General features: G+C 60.8%; 20 protein-coding genes and 1 pseudogene. 6 read left to right on the top strand and 15 right to left on the bottom strand.

Features of this window, described 5'->3' with window-relative positions; translation table 11 throughout:
* The first annotated feature begins 114 nt into the window (after positions 1-114).
* A complete protein-coding gene (locus tag EJ071_RS36090) occupies positions 115-849 on the top strand; it encodes an ABC transporter permease (RefSeq protein WP_210211949.1) in 735 nt (244 codons plus the stop codon).
* The gene (locus EJ071_RS36085; protein WP_126102104.1) at positions 849-1655 is read left to right on the top strand and encodes an ABC transporter permease; all 807 of its coding nucleotides are present in this window, start codon (positions 849-851) and stop codon (positions 1653-1655) included. Before EJ071_RS36090 ends, EJ071_RS36085 begins: the two co-directional genes overlap by 1 nt.
* Before the next feature lie 546 nt (positions 1656-2201).
* Here the strand turns inward: EJ071_RS36085 and EJ071_RS36075 are convergent.
* Complete coding sequence (locus EJ071_RS36075) at positions 2202-3143, bottom strand: LysR family transcriptional regulator (RefSeq protein WP_126102103.1); 942 nt, start codon at positions 3141-3143, stop codon at positions 2202-2204.
* Positions 3144-3427: 284 nt separating this feature from the next.
* Here EJ071_RS36075 and EJ071_RS36070 point away from each other — a divergent pair, with 284 nt between their 5' ends.
* From EJ071_RS36070 to EJ071_RS36060, 3 genes are all read left to right on the top strand, one after another.
* The gene (locus EJ071_RS36070; RefSeq protein WP_126102102.1) at positions 3428-4705 is read left to right on the top strand and encodes a CapA family protein; all 1278 of its coding nucleotides are present in this window, start codon (positions 3428-3430) and stop codon (positions 4703-4705) included.
* Positions 4695-6131, top strand: a complete 1437-nt coding sequence (locus EJ071_RS36065; RefSeq protein ID WP_126102101.1) for a M20 family metallopeptidase — start codon at positions 4695-4697, stop codon at positions 6129-6131. The genes EJ071_RS36070 and EJ071_RS36065 overlap by 11 nt, the downstream gene beginning before the upstream one ends.
* Before the next feature lie 235 nt (positions 6132-6366).
* On the top strand, positions 6367-6774 hold the full coding sequence (locus EJ071_RS36060; RefSeq protein WP_210211948.1) for a hypothetical protein: 408 nt from the start codon (positions 6367-6369) through the stop codon (positions 6772-6774).
* Here EJ071_RS36060 and EJ071_RS36055 read toward each other — a convergent pair.
* From EJ071_RS36055 to hypB, 3 genes and pseudogenes are all read right to left on the bottom strand, one after another.
* A pseudogene (locus EJ071_RS36055) lies at positions 6767-6952 on the bottom strand (DDE-type integrase/transposase/recombinase); the annotation flags it as partial. The gene EJ071_RS36060 and the pseudogene EJ071_RS36055 overlap by 8 nt on opposite strands.
* Positions 6953-7199: 247 nt before the next feature.
* Positions 7200-8252 (bottom strand): HoxN/HupN/NixA family nickel/cobalt transporter, encoded by a 1053-nt coding sequence (locus tag EJ071_RS36050; protein WP_126102100.1) that lies wholly within the window; start codon positions 8250-8252, stop codon positions 7200-7202.
* Positions 8253-8329: 77 nt separating this feature from the next.
* Positions 8330-9097, bottom strand: a complete 768-nt coding sequence (hypB, locus tag EJ071_RS36045) for a hydrogenase nickel incorporation protein HypB (RefSeq protein WP_245460387.1) — start codon at positions 9095-9097, stop codon at positions 8330-8332.
* Here hypB and EJ071_RS39875 point away from each other — a divergent pair.
* Positions 9050-9217, top strand: coding sequence for a hypothetical protein (locus tag EJ071_RS39875; protein WP_245460401.1), 168 nt, complete (start codon positions 9050-9052; stop codon positions 9215-9217). The two genes, hypB and EJ071_RS39875, sit on opposite strands and share 48 nt — an antisense overlap.
* Before the next feature lie 50 nt (positions 9218-9267).
* On the opposite strand, the gene EJ071_RS36040 is transcribed toward EJ071_RS39875, so the two are convergent.
* From EJ071_RS36040 to EJ071_RS35990, 11 genes are read right to left on the bottom strand one after another with little or no spacing between them, the layout of a single operon-like run.
* Positions 9268-9606 carry a hydrogenase maturation nickel metallochaperone HypA gene (locus EJ071_RS36040; protein ID WP_126102098.1) on the bottom strand — a complete coding sequence of 113 codons (339 nt, stop codon included), beginning with the start codon at positions 9604-9606 and terminating at the stop codon, positions 9268-9270.
* A gap of 6 nt (positions 9607-9612) precedes the next feature.
* Positions 9613-10677, bottom strand: coding sequence for a hydrogenase expression/formation protein HypE (gene hypE / locus EJ071_RS36035; RefSeq protein ID WP_126102863.1), 1065 nt, complete (start codon positions 10675-10677; stop codon positions 9613-9615).
* Entirely contained in the window at positions 10674-11822 is a 1149-nt protein-coding gene (gene hypD / locus EJ071_RS36030; RefSeq protein WP_126102097.1) for a hydrogenase formation protein HypD, read from the bottom strand. Before hypD ends, hypE begins: the two co-directional genes overlap by 4 nt.
* The gene (locus EJ071_RS36025; RefSeq protein ID WP_126102096.1) at positions 11819-12511 is read right to left on the bottom strand and encodes an SIS domain-containing protein; all 693 of its coding nucleotides are present in this window, start codon (positions 12509-12511) and stop codon (positions 11819-11821) included. Before EJ071_RS36025 ends, hypD begins: the two co-directional genes overlap by 4 nt.
* Positions 12512-12522: 11 nt before the next feature.
* Positions 12523-12804 carry a HypC/HybG/HupF family hydrogenase formation chaperone gene (locus tag EJ071_RS36020; protein WP_126092853.1) on the bottom strand — a complete coding sequence of 94 codons (282 nt, stop codon included), beginning with the start codon at positions 12802-12804 and terminating at the stop codon, positions 12523-12525.
* Entirely contained in the window at positions 12774-15230 is a 2457-nt protein-coding gene (hypF, locus tag EJ071_RS36015; RefSeq protein ID WP_245460110.1) for a carbamoyltransferase HypF, read from the bottom strand. Before hypF ends, EJ071_RS36020 begins: the two co-directional genes overlap by 31 nt.
* The gene (locus EJ071_RS36010) at positions 15227-16417 is read right to left on the bottom strand and encodes an NHL repeat-containing protein (protein ID WP_126102094.1); all 1191 of its coding nucleotides are present in this window, start codon (positions 16415-16417) and stop codon (positions 15227-15229) included. The genes hypF and EJ071_RS36010 overlap by 4 nt, the downstream gene beginning before the upstream one ends.
* Positions 16414-17283, bottom strand: a complete 870-nt coding sequence (locus EJ071_RS36005; RefSeq protein WP_126102093.1) for a NifU family protein — start codon at positions 17281-17283, stop codon at positions 16414-16416. The genes EJ071_RS36010 and EJ071_RS36005 overlap by 4 nt, the downstream gene beginning before the upstream one ends.
* Before the next feature lie 13 nt (positions 17284-17296).
* Positions 17297-17521, bottom strand: a complete 225-nt coding sequence (locus tag EJ071_RS36000; RefSeq protein ID WP_126102092.1) for a hypothetical protein — start codon at positions 17519-17521, stop codon at positions 17297-17299.
* A 9-nt stretch (positions 17522-17530) separates the two neighbouring features.
* Positions 17531-17743 (bottom strand): hypothetical protein, encoded by a 213-nt coding sequence (locus tag EJ071_RS35995; protein ID WP_126102091.1) that lies wholly within the window; start codon positions 17741-17743, stop codon positions 17531-17533.
* A 19-nt stretch (positions 17744-17762) separates the two neighbouring features.
* Positions 17763-18785 (bottom strand): hypothetical protein, encoded by a 1023-nt coding sequence (locus tag EJ071_RS35990; protein WP_126102090.1) that lies wholly within the window; start codon positions 18783-18785, stop codon positions 17763-17765.
* Between the last annotated feature and the right edge of the window lie 11 nt (positions 18786-18796).

Below are 18796 nucleotides of genomic sequence, written 5' to 3'. Positions count from 1 at the left end.
CCTCATCGGGGGACAGGGCGGCCTACCCCCTAAGACACCAGCCGGATGGCAGGCTCTTGGCGAGGGTCAATCCTCGACGCTATCTAGGAGGCGTTCTTGACCGACTCTCTGTTCTTGCCCCTGGCGCAATCCGGCATTTTCGACTTGCTTTCACCTGCGCCGCCTGGCTGGGGCGGAAATCTGCTCCAAGGATTCATGAATTCCATCGGCATCGGGCTGGGCGCCTTCGCGTTGGGATTGTGTATTGGCATTGGCGGCGCTTGCGGCAAGCTCTACGGCGGACCTGTGCAGCGCGATCTGCTCCAAGTCTATACCACCCTCATCCGTGCGGTACCGGAACTGGTGCTCATTCTGCTAATCTATTTCGCGGTTCCAGACGTGATCAACCGCCTCCTGGAGATCCTCGACTGCGGACGAATCGACGTCAGCGGGCCGATAGCAGGCATCGTCGCTCTTGGCTTCGTGCAAGGTGCGTACGCAACTGAGGTGCTGCGCGGCGCGATCCTGGCGGTGCCGCAAGGCCAAATCGAAGCAGGACGAGCCTTTGGTATGACCTCGACGATGCTGATGCGACGCATCACTCTGCCGGCAATGCTGCCCTTCGCAATTCCGGGTCTGACGAATCTCTGGTTGGTTGCCGTTAAGGGCACTGCTCTTTTGGCGGTTGTCGGCTTCAACGAACTGACACTGGAAACGCGACAGGCTGCGGGCACGACAAAAGCCTACTTCACCTTTTTCATGGCGGCTGGCGTCCTTTATCTATTGCTCACCTTGATCTCCAACGTGTTGATTGGACGAGTCGAGCTTTGGGCAAGGCGCGGGCAGCCGCGGATAGCGGAGAGCCGCTGATGGCCTATTTCCCAGCTATCTCCGGGAATCACCGACCGCTCGCCTGGTTTGCTCCACATCGCATTGCGTTGATGGCGATGGCGATTGCCTTGGTTCTCGCAGCAGTCGTCTTCATGCACTGGGACTGGCTTCCCGAATACTACCCTCTGGCGTTTATCGGATTATGGGGTTCGATCTGGATCCTCATCGTGACCTGCGTCTTCGGCTTCCTTCTAGCATTGCCGCTTGGGCTCGTTCAGGTGACAGGGCCTCGTTGGCTCAGCCTTCCAGCAAAGGCTTTTTGCACCGTCATTCGCGGCACGCCGTTGCTTCTGCAAATTTGGCTGCTCTACTACGGCCTTGGCTCGCTCTTTCCGCAATATCCATGGATCCGAGAATCGTTCCTCTGGTCCTTGGTTCGCCAGGCGTGGCCTTACGCCGTGCTCGCATTAACATTGTCCTTCGCAGGCTACGTGGGCGAGATCATGCGCGGTGCCTTCGCGGGCGTGCCGCATGGCCAGCTTGAGGCCGCACGCGCTTTCGGCATGAGCCGTGGGAAGCTCTTGCGCCGCATCTGGTTGCCACAGGCGATCCACAACGCATTGCCGACGTTGGCTGGTGAAACAGTCATGCAGCTCAAATCGACACCGCTCGTCGCCACGATTACGGTCCTCGACCTCTATGCCGTGTCACTTCGAGTGCGTCAGGATACCTTCGTCATATACGAGCCATTGCTCCTGCTCGCATTGGCATACATGGTGCTAACGGGATTGATCGTATGGATTTTCAGTCGCCTCGAGGCTCATATCCCGGTCCGCGTAGGGTGACGCGAAGCTGAAGCGGGCGCGGGGGGCGGTTGGTTTACCTCGACGGCACGAGAGCGTGGCCGCCAATCACGCAACCTGGCGTACATAATTTCAGAACCTCTCCTTCCGGAACCCGTCAGCTGCTTGTTCTCTGATTTTTCCAAAGCAAAGGTTCCAATGCAAAACTTCTACGATGCAACCGTTTCCCGCGTAGGCTATCCAACTCCCACGGGCACACTGGAAACATCGGTCTGCATCATTGGAGCCGGACTCGCTGGCCTATGCACCGGCTTGACTGGTCGAGCGCGGCATCGGCGATGTCGTCGTTCTCAAGGGCGCGCGTGTCGGCGCTGGCGCCTCGGGCCGCAACGGCGGATTCGTCTTTGGGGGGTTACAGTCTGGATAACGCGGAGCTGCTTCGCACGCTCGGCCGCGCTAAGGCTCGTCTCCTATACCGGCTTACAATTGACGCGGTCCACTTGATCCGCGCGCGGATTGCTCGCTCCTCTTGTGCAATTTCACGCCTTCTGCGAACAATCATCTCATGAACGAACACTTATTTGCCTGCTAACCCACACGTTCTTTTCTCAATAGTTGTTCACGTTCTATCACTTCAAGGAATATCTTGACGATTGTCGAGTGGCGTGAATATTTTTCGCTGCCCCGCCGCCAAAACACCACATAGTGGTATGACGCGGCCGGCTGAAACGGAATAACCACTAAATTGAACAGCTGGTATTGCTGCGCCATAAATTCGTTATCGACGGCGACACCCAACCCATGAGCCACGAAGGAAGCATCCAAACCTATCGTGTCCGAATGGATCTTCGGTCTCCCGGGAAATTCTCCCCGGCCGTAGGTCAAGTTACCCATCTTGTTGGAGGCGTATTCTCTCTCCAGGAGAATATGAGACTCATGCGCGACATCGTCCACAGTGATGACGTCCTTCTTAGCAAGCGGATGATCAGGATGTACGACACAGACGCTCCTGCTTTCGGCGATGATGACCCATTCAAAGAAGCGCTCGTCTAAAGGCAGCCGGGAGATTCCGATGTCAGCCTCTCCTGTCACGACGCTCTGCGCGATCTCGTCGTAGCGCTGTGCTTTGAAATGAAACTCCAAAGTCGGATCGAGCTCGTCGAGCGCAAAAATGATTTTTGGTACGAGCCCCAACGCAAGTATGTGCGGCGCAGCAACCGTCAGGCGATTTTCTCTTGTACGAAAAGAGTTGGCGATCTCTTGCTCGATGCGAGCCAGTGTCTCAAAGTATCTGTCCAGCCGATTGTAAATGTCTATCGCCCGTGTGCTCGGAACAAGGCCACGGCGGTCTCGCTCGAATAACTGCTCACCCACAGCGTCTTCGAACATTTTGAGATGCTGGCTGACCGCGGACTGGGTGATCCCGAGTTCTCTGCCCGCCCGCCTTGTAGAACCGGTCCTTATGATCTCCCGAAAAATCTGGGCCGACCTAAATCCCGCCTTGCTGTTTCGGCCCAGGATGTCTTCCATTGCTTTCTCCGAAATTTAAGCCGCCAAGGGTCGCGTGCTATATCAGTAAAACTAATATGGCGGCACAAAAACCTAATAAATTGACGAGCTTTGTGATTCCTCGCATCGTTTTGGCGTCAAAACGGGTGATCCAGAACATCGGGGAAATCCTCGGGCGAGATGGTGGATAAGGCGTCCAGTCTGGCGGTTCCGAGAGTTCAAAGCCTTCCGGTTCCATCTGAGTCTTTGCTGTCCCCGCACGGGGTCGCTGTGGGCCTCTTCTATACAGGAGTTCAAATCCAAACATGCTTTCGCCATTCACTCTGGTCCTAACCGGGCAATCTCTCATTCACCACGATGTTCGACATGTCTCCGATCAGAGCTTCGCCGCGATAAAAGAACTGATTCAAAAAGCGGATGTTTCGTTCACAAATTTCGAAGGCACCATTTTCGGCCGACACGGTGGATGGCCGCTGAAGGGTGCCTATTTTGGGTGCTCTCCAGCTGTCGTTTTGGATAGCCTGAAGGATATGGGTTTCAACGCACTGGCGCTTTCCAATAATCATGCGTTCGATCTCGGGCCTTCGGGAGTACTGTCCACCCTTGAGGAAGTGGGCGGGCGTGACTTTTTGCACGCTGGAATTGGCGTCGACCGCAGCGACGCGCGTAAGGCTGGTATGAAACAATTCGGTGAGAGGAAGGTCGCTCTCATCTCAATGGATGCCGGCCCTGGGCCGGACATTATGTATGCGGACAATGCGAGCGGCACTCGTCCTGCTCGGCCAGGCGTGAACAAACTCGACGTCTCGCGGGTCTTCGAGGTTGACGACGAAAAATTCGCCACCCTGCGTTCGATCCAGGAAACGTTTGTAAGCAACCCTATGGAGCGCGGAAACTACGCGCAGCCGGACGACCCGCGCGAACTGTCATCCTCCGATGAGATCGACTTTTACGGGACCATTTTTCGCAGGTCACCCGAGAACCGTCGCCGGATTATCCTTCATGAGCAGAGCTTACAAGGTCAGCTCGCGACCATCCGGAAGGCCGCGTCCGAGGGGGCCTTTGTCATCGCCTACCTTCATCATCACCATTGGGAACCGGATTGGCGCGAAGTCCCCGCGTGGGTTCAGACTTTTGCCCGATCTTGCGTTGACGCGGGAGCGAATGCGTTTGCAAGCCACGGCGCCCCGGTGCTGCAGCCGATCGAAATCTACCGGGGGGCGCCGATCTTCTATGGATTGGGGAATTTCCTGTTTCATCTGCCCGAGGGTGAGGACGAATGGGTTTCACATGATATCTGGAAAAGCATTGTCGCGACATGTGCCTTCGATGGCGACAACCGCCTAAAGTCGATCGACCTGCATCCAATAGTGATTGGCGGCGAGTCTCAGCTCAACGCCAATAACTATCACAAGCGCCTTGTCCCAGTGCTTGCCCAAAAAGAGCTGAGTTATTCCATGCTCGATGAGTTATCCCGGCGGTCGCAAAAGTATGGGACGACAATATCGCCAGAAGAGGCTCGCGTCATTGCACCTGAGTCCAATTCCCGTCAGACAACGAGGAGAGCCGAACATGCACAATGACTGTCTGGGCTTGCTCGAAGTCGCGCGCCGCGTGGATGTCAAGAGCAAGGACTACTGTGCGCTGAGTGACCGCATCTGGGCTATGCCGGAACTCGCGTTCCAGGAGCATCGCTCGGTTGCTGAGCAGATCGCCATGCTGGAGCGCGAGGGCTTTGTCATCACGAAAAACGTCGGCGGCATGTCTACCGCATTCGTTGCGGAACATGGGAGTGGCGGGCCCATCGTCGGTTTTCTGGGGGAGTTCGATGCGCTGCCAGCTCTCACACAAGTTTCAGGCGTAACAGAGCACAAGCATATCGCGAAGGGCGCGCCCGGGCATGGTTGCGGACACAATCTTCTCGGTTCCGGATCTGCACTCGCCGCCGTGGCGTTGAAGGACGCGCTTGTCGCGGACGGTATCGCAGGCACGGTGCGCTACTATGGCTGCCCGGCCGAGGAGAGTGGCTCCGGCAAAACGTTCATGGCACGGGCAGGCCTCTTCGATGATCTCGATGCCGCCTTCTGCTGGCATCCCCACATCGTCAACCAGGTGCAGACCGCCTCGTCTCTCGCCTGCATCCAGGCTTGTTTCCGCTTCACCGGGCGCGCTTCGCACGCGGCGTTTTCTCCTCACCTGGGCCGCAGCGCGCTCGACGCGGTGGAGTTGATGAATGTTGGGGTAAATTACATGCGCGAGCACATGCCCTCGGATGCGCGCGTGCATTACGCCGTTACCAACACGGGCGGCGATGCCCCCAACGTGGTGCAGGCGTATGCAGAATCACTCTACCTGGTGCGCTCGCCGCATTTGCCTGAGGCGGAGTGCCTGTTCGATCGCCTGAAAAAAATATCCGAAGGCGCGGCGTTGATGACGGAAACCTCGGTGGCGGTACAGATCATGGACGCGAACTCGAACGTTCTGCCAAACATGGTGCTGCAGGAGGTCATGTACGAGAACATGGAGCGGCTTGGCGGTCCTGGCTTTGACGCGACGGATTATGCCTTCGCCGACCAACTGCAGAAGAACGCCCTCACGAAGGAAGAGATCGCATCAAGCGTTGCGCCTCACGATCGTTCGCTGGCGGGCCAGGTGCTGCATGAGGGGCTGCTTCCTATTCAGACGCGCGAAGAAGTAATGATGGGCAGCACCGATGTGGGCGATGTGAGCTGGATCGTGCCTACGGTTCAGTGCAACACGGCCTGCTTTGCCATCGGCACGCCGTTCCACACCTGGCAGATCGTCACACAAGGAAATCTGCCCGCAGCCCATAAAGGGATGATACTTGCGGCGAAGGCCATGGCTACCACGGCGGCCGATTGCCTGCGCAATCCCGATCTCATTGCTCGCGCCAAAATCGAATTGAAGGAGCGGACCGACGGGCGACTCTACGTCTGCCCTATTCCGCCGAAGATCACGCCCGACGACCTACGCGCTCAGGCGGCCTGAGCCCGATGTTACTAGCGTCATGGTTCTTACCGCGATGCATATCCCATCGTCACTTCTGGCTGGGAAGCAGACCTCGATCTGCCATGTCCCATCATTGTCCTCTTGATCGAACGTCGTCGCGGTCTGATGGATCTGTTAAAGCTATGCAAGAAAAGTTGAATGTCGTCCCTTGTGTTAGCGTCGACCGGATGAAGCTCGTTCTGGCGACTGGTGTCGAGCGCTTCCTCACTGATACATCAAAGAAAACTTCCGACGCTGGGAGTCCTTTGACAAGACGCCGCGAGTTGCCTCCTACAGTGCCGATGGGGCCATCGAGCAGATGCCCACCAGTGACGGTGGAACCTATGGTTTCAATACGTCAACGGCCATCCGAAGAATTCGCTCCCGGCGTCAGGCGGTGACCGCCTTCGGTGCGCTTGCAGACGTTGGCAACGGCTATCCGATCCTCCTCGCCGAGATGACGATCCTCACTGCCCTTCGGATCGCTGCAGTGTCGGCGATCGCCGCTAAGCACCTCGCGCCTGAGGGTGCGCGCACCATGGTGATAATCGCAACGGTTCCCAGTCCGAATTTGGGTTCTGTCGCAAACTTGGAAATTGGAAATGCGGTCGTGAACGTCCGATACGGCCTGTCCGTCAGTTAGCGAGGATATCAAACTGTTTGGCGATCGACTGACTGGCATTGTAGGCATATCTCGCCTGGCGCTTGCGCATCATGTGGATCATCTCGATGCCGGACAGGATGATGGCGACGCTCGCCTGCGACTTGAAACCGAGCATGCAGCGGATGCGGCGCTTGATGCACCGGTGATCCTGCTCGATGTCGAAATGACGGCCCTTTGAACATGACAAGCTCCTCGGAAACTGAGGAGCCTTCATGCCCTGGTTGCCATTACCGAAGAGTTTGCGGCAGATCCGTAGCTAGAGCGGAGCGCTTTGAGCGGTGGACGAAGAGATTGCGCAGAGAAGATCGAAGCGAAGCGCCATGCGAGCCTAAGCGGGGGCGCGCCGACGCGGATTCGGTTGCGGCGTTGGCCGGAGGGCGGCTGGGCATAATTTTCTCGCCAGGTCACGGAGACGTCATCGCTTCCGCTCTGTCGTAGCCGTTGAGCTTGTAGACAAGGCTCGAGACCAGCCAGCAGAGGACAAATATTCCGACAACGATGTAGCCGAAGATGGTCAGGTCGCCATTGACGTTGCCAACGACATTCCACACCCCTCCTTGCAAGCTCAGCCTGTCGGCAATCAGTCCAAGCGTCTCGATACCGCCGATGAAGATGGCGACCACCACGGATGCGGCCGTAATCGTCATGTTGTACCAGAGCTTGCGTATCGGATTCACAAACGCCCAACCGTAAGCGCGGGTCATCAGTACGCTGTCGATCGTGTCCAAGAGCGACATGCCGGCGGTGAACAGAGCCGGAAAGATCAATATCGTCCAGAACGACGTGCCGGCTGCTGCCTGCGCCGCCGAAATGCCGAGCAGGCCGATTTCGGTTGCGGTGTCGAACCCGAGTCCGAACAGAAAGCCGACCGGGTACATATGCCAGGAGCGTGTGACGACGCGAAACATTGGCCGGAAAATGCGGGCGAAGAAGCCTCGTCCGGCCAGCAGCGTCTCCAGATCCTCCTCGACCATGGGCTCGCCGCGTCGAGCTTTCGAAAAGGCCCGCCAGATGCTTTTGAGGATGAAGAGGTTCGCGATGCCAATGGCGAGCAGGAACAGGGCCGAGATGCAGGTTCCAATCATGCCGCCAATTTCGTGAAACCTTTCCAGCCGGCCTTGAAGGGCCGCGGCCGTCCCGGCGATCGCCAAGGATGCCAGCACGACGATCGTGGAATGGCCGAGCGAAAAGAACAGACCAGCCGAGAAGGGAGCCTTCTTCTCCAGCATCAGCTTGCGCACGACATTATCGATCGCAGCGATATGGTCGGCGTCGAAAGCATGCCTCAGCCCAAACGTATAAGCGAGCAAGGCCGTGCCGAGCAGGGCGGGATGATGGGAAAAGGCAAACCAGGCCCATGCCCAGGCGCCCATGTTGGCCGCGATCAGAAAAACGCAAGTGAGCACCGTCTTGCAGCGCAGATGATCGGGCCGGTCATCAAATAGATTGGCAATCATGATCTATGCCCCACTCGCGTAGCGCGCACCCGTGGCCAAGGATGACCAATCACCTGCGCAATCTTTTTGGCTTTTGCCTAGTTTTTGTCTGCGGCGGACGCAATCGCAGATGACTGACCGAGTGATCGCCGATGGCTGCGCAGCCAGCCGTACCACTGGTCGACACCCTCGCCGTTGCGCACCGACAAAGCTATCGCCTCGATTGCCGGGTTGACTGCCCGTGCATTGGCCAGTGCGACATCCATATCAAAATCGACATAGGGCAAGAGGTCGGTCTTGCTGATGACCATGAGGTCGGCTGCCTGGAACATGTTCGGATATTTGAGCGGCTTGTCCTGTCCCTCGGTTACCGAGAGAACGATGACCTTCGCATCCTCGCCGAGGTCGAACAGCGCGGGGCAGACGAGATTGCCGACATTTTCGATCAGCACCATCGCGCCGCTAGGTGGTCTCAGCTCCTGGAGAGCCTGCGCAACCATGTCAGCCTCAAGGTGGCATCCCGTTCCAGTGTTGACCTGAACCGCCGCTGCCCCGGCGGCTCGAATGCGTTCGCCGTCATTGGCGGTGGCCTGATCGCCTTCGATGACGAAGATCGGGATTTCGTCCTTGAGGTCCTGAATTGTCCGTTCCAACAGCGTCGTCTTGCCGGCGCCGGGCGAGCTGACGATGTTCAATGCCAGGATTTCCCGCCCCTCGAACCAGCCTCGGTTGCGCATGGCGAGCGTGTCGTTCTTGGCAAGCAAGCGGGCCTCAAGCTCGACGACAGTCGTCCCGCGCCCATGGCCATGATGATGCTTATGGCCGTCATGATCGTGGTGATGATGTCCGTGCTCATGGTCGTGCACATGCCCATCGCCATGGTGGTGGGAATGCGAATGGCCATGGTCATGCTCATGATCGTCGCGATGGTGGCCAGGGTGCTCGCTGGTGTGACCGCCCAACGGCCGGACCAGGCCCGTTTGTAAATTCAGCATCCTGGCGTTGGTGTTTGATCCGCATCCACAGGTCGCGCACATCAGGCAGCCTCCTCAAGTTCCATTTCCCTGATCTTCAGTTCCTCGCCAGCTAGCCGCTCAAGCAATCGCGAGCCGCAGCCACAGGCCTGGTAGAGCGTCGAAGTTTCGAATTCGACGCCGCAGCCGCGACAGCGGCAGCGGCCGGTGATTTCTCTGATCTCGAGCACCGCGCCTTCAAGCGCCGTCCCCTTCGACACGACATCGAAGCAAAAGGCCAGCGCATCCGGCATGACCCCGGCAAGACGCCCGACATCAAGCGTAACGCGTCTGACACGGCGGCCCTTCGCTGCGTCCTCCACGATCGAAACGATGTTTCGGGTGATGCCGAGTTCGTGCATGGTTCCTCAACAAATCCGCGGCAATTGCTCGCCAACCAGCATGTCGACGATGCGCTTGCCACCGAATGCGGTCTTCATCGTCACGCGTCCGGCTTCCCCGGGATAAGCGTGCCCGATGAGCATGGCGCACGCGCCGAGGGGGTGCTCACGCATCGCGGCCAGGGCCGCATCGATTTCGGCCGGTGGAACCGCGAGGACGATCTTACCTTCATTGGCGAGATAGAGCGGGTCGAGACCAAGGATCTCGCAAAAGCCGCGGACCTCTTCACGTAGCGGCGTAGCGGCTTCCTCGATTTCGATCGCGACGCCCGATGCCTCGGCCATCTCGTTGAGCACAGTGGCGATGCCGCCGCGCGTCGCATCTCGGATGGTGCGCGTTCCGGGAGCTGCTTTCAAAATCGTCTCGATCAGCCCGTGCAGCGGCGCGCAATCGCTCTCGATCTCCGTTTCCAGGGCAAGATCGCCGCGCGCCGCCAGGATCGCCGCGCCGTGATCACCGAGGAGACCATTGACCAATATGCCGTCGCCCGGCCTGATGGCGCCAATGGCAAGTTCGATCCCCACCGGGATCACACCCACGCCCGTCGTGGTGATGAAGAGCTTATCGCAGGCGCCGCGCTGCACGACTTTCGTGTCCCCGGTGACGATCGCGACGCCCGCCCGCAGCGCTGCAGCGGCCATCGACTGGGCGACGCGACGCAGCTCGTCAATCTTCATGCCTTCCTCGATGACGACCGCGCAGGACAGGTAGAGCGGCTTAGCGCCGCCCACAGCAAGGTCGTTGACAGTGCCGAAGACCGCCAGCTTACCGATGTCGCCGCCGGGGAAGAACAGCGGATCAACGACAAACGAATCGGTCGTGAAGGCAAGCCTGTCGCCCTGGGCAGCCAGCGCGGCGAGCTCGAAACGCGCCTGGTCTTCAAGCGCCTGCGGCTCGGCAGACGCAAAGGCGCTGACGAAGACATCGTCAATCAAGTCCTTCATCGCCTTGCCGCCACCGCCATGAGCAAGCGTCACGGCGGGCACGTGGATACGGCCGAGCTTGCGGGGAGGGGGAGACATGAGGTTCATGGCGCAGCCGGCACCGTGTCGGGCCGTTCCTGCCGCTTCACGCCGCCATATTGGTAATAGGCCGCGCAGGCGCCCTCGGGCGAAACCATCAACGCACCAAGGGGCATTTCGGGCGTGCAGAGCGTGCCGAATACCTTGCACTGCCACGGTTTGAGCACCCCTTTCAGAACCTCACCGCACTGGCAGGATTTCGGATCGGCGATCTTGATGTTGGGAATGGCAAATTTGCGCTCGGCGTCAAACCGAGCATAGTCATCGCGCACCCTGACCCCCGAATGGTCGATGGAGCCCAGCCCGCGCCATTCGAAGAACTCCCGCAGCTCATAAACCTTTGCCACGGCCGCCAGCGCAGGATCATTTCCCGCTTCGGGCACGATGCGCGTGTACTGGTTCTCGATCTCGGCGCGGCCCTCCTTGATCTGCTTCAGGATCATCCAGATCGACTGCAGGACGTCGAGCGGTTCGAAGCCGGCGACAACCATAGGACGCCGGTAGAAGTTGGCGATGAACTCGTAAGGCGCCGTGCCGATCACCATCGAAACGTGGCCGGGCCCGAGGAAGCCATCGAGATGGAGATCGGGGCTGTCCAGGATCGCTTTGATCGTCGGCACGATGGTTATGTGGTTGCAGAAAACCGAGAAGTTCTCGATGCCGTCGGCTTCCGCCTGCAGCACGGTAAGCGCAGTGGAGGGCATGGTGGTCTCGAAGCCGAGGCCGAAGAACACTACCTGGCGGTCGGGGTTCTTGCGCGCGAGCGCCAGCGCGTCCATCGGCGAGTACACCATGCGCACGTCGGCGCCGTCGGCCTTGGCCTGCATCAGGCTCTTGCGCGAACCTGGCACGCGCATGGCATCCCCAAACGTCGTGAAGATAACGCCCGGCTGTTCGGCGATGGCCACGCAGTCGTCCACCCGTCCCATCGGCAGCACACAGACCGGGCAGCCCGGTCCGTGGACGAGCTCGATTGCTGGCGGCAGCATGCCCTCCAGCCCGTATCGAAAGATCGAGTGCGTATGCCCGCCGCAGACTTCCATGATGTTGAGCGGTCGGTGCTTCGTCACCTCGATTTGGGAGCACAACTTCTCGATCTCACGCACAAGCGTTAGGGCCTTGTCGCGATCGCGGAATTCGTCGGCAAATTTCATTGGACTTTTTCCTTCCTGGCCGCGGAGCCGCGCTCATCCGCTAGCAGCGTATGCACGAGGTCCCACATGATGTGGTACGCCGCGACGTGGCACTCCTGGATGCGGTGGATCGAGGTCGACGGCACGATCAGACAATGGTCGACCGCGCCGGAAGACTTCATCTTGCCGCCGTCGCCGCCCGCGAGTCCGATCGTGGAGACGCCCATCTCCTTGGCCTTCACGAAGGCGGCAATAAGGTTCTGGGAATTGCCGCTGGTCGAGATGCCGATCAGGGCATCTCCCTTGTGCGCATGCGCGACGAGCTGGCGCACGAACACATGATCGAAGCCAAGATCGTTACCGACGGCCGAGATCATGGCAAGGTCAGCGACAAGGTTGGTCGCGGCCAGCGCCGGCCGGCCCGCCGTGACCGGATGAACGAACTCCACCGCGACATGGCTTGCATCACAACTTGAGCCGCCATTGCCCATCGAAAAAAGCTGGCCACCGCTGGAATAGACGTCGGCCAGCGTGCGCGCGGCGGCCACAAGAATCTCGGCCTGACCGCCGAAGAATGCCTCATTCGTTTCGCGCGAATCGCGTGCCTTTTCAGCCACCGAATGCAGCAGGGCCGTCTGCAGCTTGGCGGGATCCTGTGTCTTGCCGTGAAGAAACGGATAGAGTCCGCTTAATGTGCCTTCGTTCGACATAGCTGATCTCCCTAGTGAAGGGCGGATTGACGCATTGCCTCAATTTCGGCCTGCGCCTCGCCAAGTTCTGTGAGGATCTTCAACGTCTCAGCCGCCTCGTTCTCATCGATGCGGCTCATCGCAAAGCCGACATGGACAAGCACCCAGTCGCCGACGCAGCTCTCCACCGGGTGCTCCGCGTCGACGATGCAGGCGATGTTGATCTGGCGCCGGACGCCGCTCACGTCGACGGTTGCAAGCTTACGCCCGGCATCGTCGATCCTTATGATCCGTCCCGGAATACCGAGGCACATGGGCTTCCTCCTTCTGGCCGGACTTTGCCGGCGACCATAGAATGCGCGGCAGCGATCACCGCCTGACCGAGCGCGACGCCACCGTCGCCGGCGGGCACCTCGGCGTGGGTGAGGACCTTGAAGTCCATCTCCTCAATCCGGCGCAGGGTCTCCTCGAGCAGCACGCGGTTATGGAAGCACCCGCCCGAAAGGACGACGGTGTCAAAGCGCGGACCCTGCTCGTCGTCGCGGCGCGAAAGTTTCAGCGTCATCGCCGCAAGGGCCTCGGCCAGTCCCCTGTGAAAGCGCGCCGCCATCACGCCCACGGGTGTCTGCAAGATCAGATCCCCGAGCAGCGCGTTCCACATGGCGAGCGGCTCGATATAGGGCAGGCCGCTTCCCTTCAGATTGGGGATCGTGAGAGGATAGGCGAGTTCGTCGCCCTCCTCGGCCATGGCTTTCGGACAGACGATCGCCTCCAGCCGCATGGCTGCCTCGCCTTCATAGGCCTGGCGCTCAAAACAGATGCCAAGCGCGGCCGCGACGGCGTCGAAGAGCCGGCCGCACGAGGACGCCGGCGCGGAATTGACGCCGCCCTTGATCATGGCGTCGAGTGTAGCGCGCGGCTTGCCGGCAAGCGCCTGCAAGACTTCGAGCTCGCTGAAATTCATCGCAAGCTGGGTCCAGCTCATCTCGGCCATGAGGTGCGCGTAAAGATTGCGCCACGGTTCGCGCGACGCCTGCGCGCCGCCAGGCATGGCCACGGGTTTGAACGTGCCGAGCCTGTCGAAACCGCGATAGTCGGCAAGCATGAACTCGCCGCCCCAGATTTCGCCCGCTGCTCCCAAACCGAGGCCATCGAGCGCGATGCCGAGCACCGCGGGTGTATCCAACGGCCGCTCGTTTTCGGCCAGGCAAGCCGCTATGTGCGCATGGTGATGCTGCACCTCGAAAAGCGGAAGGCCTTGTGAATGCGCGCGCTGACGGGCCAGCTTGCTCGAGACATATTCGGGGTGCCTGTCGCAGGCCAGCGCATCTGGCCGATGATCGAACAGATCGCGAAAAAGCGCGAGGTTCTTGCGGTAGTCGTCGAAGGTCGCCGCGTCCTCCAGATCGCCCTGGTGCTGCGAGAGCACCGCGCGGCCGTCCTTGACCATGCAGAAGGTTGCTTTCATTTGCGGGCCGAAAGCAAGGATCTGCGGTGCGGATTCGAAACCGCGCGGCAGACCAATCGAGCCCGGGGCATAACCACGCGCGCGGCGAAGCATCCGCACCTTTCCAGCGGCCATACGCACCACGCTATCGTCGACGCGGTTGGCGATGTCGCGGTCGTGGATCAGCGCGAAAGGCGCGATTGGTCCCAGCTTTGCCGCCGCTTCGGCTTCGCCCTTCGCCTGCGGTTCTTCGGAAAGATTGCCGCTGGTCATCACGACTGGGCGCTTCATGCGGCGAAACAACAGAACGTGCAGAGGCGTCGAAGGCAGCATAAAGCCGTAGGTCGCCATGCCCGGCGCCACACTCTCGGGCAGACGCAGCGGCCCCGAAGCATCAAGCAGCACGATCGGGGCGGCGGCGGAGCGCAGCGCCTGTTCTTCCCCAGGCGTGACCCGGCAGTATTTGCGGATCACCTCCATGTCGCGCGCCATCAGCGCAAAGGGCTTGCGCTCGCGCCGCTTCAATTGCCTTAGCCGGTCGACGGCATCGGCGCGCGTAGCGTCGCAGGCCAGCTGATAACCACCTAGCGCCTTGATGGCGACGATCTCGCCTTTCTGGATCAGGCTCATCGCGGCGTCGACGTCATCGAGCATGGAGTGCTGCTCGTAACTCACCGCGCGTCCGTCGAAGCGGATCAGCCTCGCCTTCGGTCCGCAGGCGTGACATGCGATCGGTTCGGCGTGAAAGCGGCGGTCCGCCGGGTCGCCATATTCGGCGGCGCAATCGGCACAAAATGAAAATGGCGCCATCGTGGTCGTCGCACGGTCGTAGGGCACGCCTTTGACAATTGTCAGGCGAGGGCCGCAATGGGTGCAGTTGGTAAAGGGATAACGGTAGCGGCGCGCAAAGGGGTCGAGCACCTCGGCCGCGCAAGCGGCGCAAATGCCGGCGTCCGGTGAGATCTCCGTGCGGGCTTCGCCAGTCGTGCTTGCAATGATCCTGAAGCCTTCGTCCAGCCAGCCGACGAAAGGAGACACCTCGATCGTCTCAATGGCCGCCAGCGGCGGCGGCTCGCCGCGCAACCGCTCGACAAGACGAGCAATATCGTCGCGTGGCCCGCGCACGCGGATCAAAACCCCTTCGCCGTCGTTCAGCACTTCACCGTCGAGCAGAGCCTCTTGCGCGAAACGCCACACCGTCGGACGAAAGCCGACCCCTTGCACGCGGCCGCGTACGCGAATCTGCACGCTTTCGTGCCGGTCAGCGGCCTGCCGGGCGGGGAGGGCCGTCATGGCGCCGCCTCCCATATGAGCACCCGGTTGTTCCCGGTGTCGGCCACCGCAACCAGGTCCTCATGCACCGCGATCGCGAAGGGCCAGCAGAGACTGTCGCGAGTGGCCGCCTTCCAGCGATTGTCACCCTTGAGGGCGAACCCGCTCTGCCCTGCCAGCGTGGTTGCCGGAGCGTCCATATCGAGGCCCTCGAGCGGGAAGCCCACAATGCGCGAATTTGCGGTATCGGCGCAAATCAACGTGCCTTCGCGAACGGCGATGCCATAGGGCATCTGCAAAGCCCGCTCGCTCGGGTCGTACGCGGCGCGATTATGATCGATAGCCTCAAAGTTCTTCTGGCCGAGAATGAAACTCGCCGGCGCGCCGTCTGCATTGGGCATGCCGTTCCAGGCCATGATGCGGCTGTTTCCAGCATCGGCCACAAAAATCCTGCCGCTGGTCACTGCAATCGTATGCGGCCACCGCATGCCGGAAGCACTTGCGCCGGATCCGCCGTTGTCGTCGCGTGCGAACATGTCCGGCTGACCGAATACTAGATCCGCGGGCTGGCCGTTTGTCTCGGGTAGGGCGTTCCAGACCAGAACGCGTCGGTTGCCAGTATCGGCCACGAACAGACGACCGTCCGCAATCGTCACGCCATAGCACCAGTTGAGCGTATCAGGGCCCGCCCGGCACTCCCCGCGATTGGCGTGTCCGCCGCCGAAGTCTTTCTGCCCGAGCACCAGGTCCGCCGGCTGGTTGGAGTGCTCGGGCAGCGACGTCCAGATCAGGACGCGATGGTTCCACGCGTCCGCCACAGCCAGGAGGCGACCGTCACTGGCAATGCCGGTCGGCATGTTCAAAGTCGCGGGTCCGGGCTTGTCTCCAGCGTTGCGCCCTTCCGCGAAGAAGTCCGGCTGGCCGATGACAAAGTCTGCCGGCGCGTTGTCGGCTTGCGGGAGCTGGCGCCAACCGAGCAGCCGATGATGACCGGTGTCGGCCACAAGGAAAGCGCCGCCCGGCGCAAAGCAGACCCCGCGTGGCCCGAACAATGTGGAGGGGCCCGGCGCGATCGGCACCGGCAGGCCGTTCGCAGCGACATGGTGGCCGAGCACGATGCTGGCGCCGGCGGGATCGAGCAGCGGCGAGGCCGGCAAGGGGACCGGGCAAGCCGGCCGGAAAGCGGATGCGAGCGAGACGCGCGTCATCTGGCGAGCCTCACCTCGACGCGGTTGCCGATCACCTTGACCATGTGCGGCTGGAGTTGCACCTCGGGAGCAGTGAGGCATTCGCCGGTGGCAAGATCATAGCGGAAGCCATGCCACGGGCAGGTCACGATGCCGTCCTCGACCGCGCCGCCGTCAATTTCCAGGCCGAGATGCGCGCAGGCATTCTGGAAGCAGGAGACGACCGCTCCTTGCCGAGACAAAATTACGTTTTCGCCGCCGACCAGCTGGCGAAGCATGCCGCCCTGCGGGATCTCGTCGAGCCGACAAACCAGATGCCAACCGTCCACCGCACCAAGCGCGAAGGGACTGATGAAACGCACGCTGTCGTTAGCGCCGGCGCCTGATCCCTTGACCTGGAGGATGTCGGTGATTTCCGGGCAGGCCTCCTCCACCGCCTTTTTGACGCCGGCATGGAAGGTCAAGGCCGAGGCGGGACACCCGTCACAGGCCCCGGTGAAGCGCACCTCAATGGATGGCGGGCGCACCGATACGAGCTCGACGTCGCCTCCGTGGGAAGCAAGCATCGGGCGCACACCGTCAAGCGCTGCCTCGACACGTTCGCTCAAGCTCGGCTTGAGGATGTTGTGGTGTCGCAGCACGGCATAAACGATCTCGTCAGCGGCCGCCGTCTTCATCGCCTGGAGCGCTGCCGGATCAGCTTTCAGAGCACGGATCAGTCGCCGGAATGCCTCGCCCTGAAGGTCTTCTATGGCGCGCCGGTAGGCTTCCGCGGCAGCGCGCTGCGTCTCGTCCCAAGAAGCAAACAGCGCCTCCACCCGCTCGATGTCCCCGGTGTATCCGGCGAGCGTATCGCGTTGGGTCGGAACGAGATCGACGGCGTTCATCTGCCCATATTTCCTACCGGTACCGAAGGTCCTTGAAGAGGTACGGCTGCACCGCGCCGCCTACGAGGCCGGCCACCGCCGCGGCGGCTACGACCGGGACCCCGAGCTTGGCCAGGATCACGAGCAGGGCGGCGGTCGTCAGGGCACCTATCGCGGTTTGTCTGTAGACCTTGGCGGGCTCCGCAAAGAGCTTACCCTTGAGGAACAGGATGATCGAGCTTTTCGCCATTTCCCACATGCTTGCACCTCAGCCGATCAGAGCCAAAAGGATCAGGCCCACGACGATGCCAGACACGCCGCCGACCGGACCGTAGAAGCTGCCCATCATCGCGGCCAGCTGGTTGCCGATCGCCTTGCCGCCGGTTGCCATGCCGCCGATCGCGCCACCTATGCCCGATGTCATGATGCCGATTAGCAGCGCCAGCAACGCTACGCCTGCAGTAAGTTCCACTAATGTCACCTCGCGCTCCTTGTTGTCGTCAATTGAGATGGTGTTGGACAGACCCGGACAATCCGTCGGATTTCGTGGCTGGCGCCGAAAGCAGCTCCCGGTCGATCTGTTCGCAGGCCTCCGCCACGATGCGCGCTTTGTCGGCCTCGGCGGATGCCATGAATATCTCGCGACATTCGCGGTAATATTCGCGCGCAGCCGTCAGGTTTGCGCGATTGCCGTTGGCCGGATCCGCGGGATCGTCGGGAAGGTTCCAGAGGCAGTTCGCCTTGTTGGCGATCGTGTTGGCGTATTCCAGCGGCATGGCCGCGCGGGTACGCACCTTGAGCGCCTCGTCATAAGCTTCGAGCGCGCGCAGATTGTTTTCCACGATATGGCTGGACGAGGCATATTGCAGTGCGTTGCCGAGGTTGTTCTGCAGCATCGCGTATTCGGTGGGATGATCGATCAGGTTGACGATCTTCAGCCCTTCCTCGAACGCCTGCACGGCCAGCGCCTCGCGCATTTTGGCGCGACTGTCGGTGAAGGGCATGGACAGGAAGGCAGTCGCCAGATTGTTTTGCAGGATGGCGAATTCTTTCGGGAACCTCACACGGTCGAAGGTGCGCAACGCCCGCTGGTAGGCCGAGATGGCATCGGTGATGCGCGCCCTGTTCAACCCGGCGAGATTGTGGATCGCCAGTCCAAGGTTCATCTCCGCCTCGGCCAGCTCTTCCGGTCGATCGAGATCGGCAAAATAGTAGGTCGCTTTTTCCAACTCGGTTCGGGCTCTCTCGAGAGCATCGGCACCGCCGTTTGGCAGAGCCAGAAGTGCGGTTGCCCGGCGAGCGGCAATCCGTGTGCTCAGCAGATGCTCGCCGCTCGGACAAATAGCGCCGGCTCTTTCGTAGAGATCAATCGCGGCCTCGATCTCGTCGGGCGATTTCGGACGCTGCTGAAGACCCATGGCGATCTCCATGAGCATCTCGGCGCGATCCTGGAGCGAGGCGGAAGGGTCGTCGGCAGCCGCCAACGCGGCGCGCACTTCCTCGTCCACACGAGATTGCCTCACCTTTATCCTCC

Origin of the sequence: Mesorhizobium sp. M1B.F.Ca.ET.045.04.1.1, assembly GCF_003952465.1 — a bacterium.
Classification (GTDB): domain Bacteria; phylum Pseudomonadota; class Alphaproteobacteria; order Rhizobiales; family Rhizobiaceae; genus Mesorhizobium; species Mesorhizobium shonense.
Note: the sequence above shows the minus strand (reverse complement) of the source record. Positions and strands in the feature narration are given on the sequence as shown.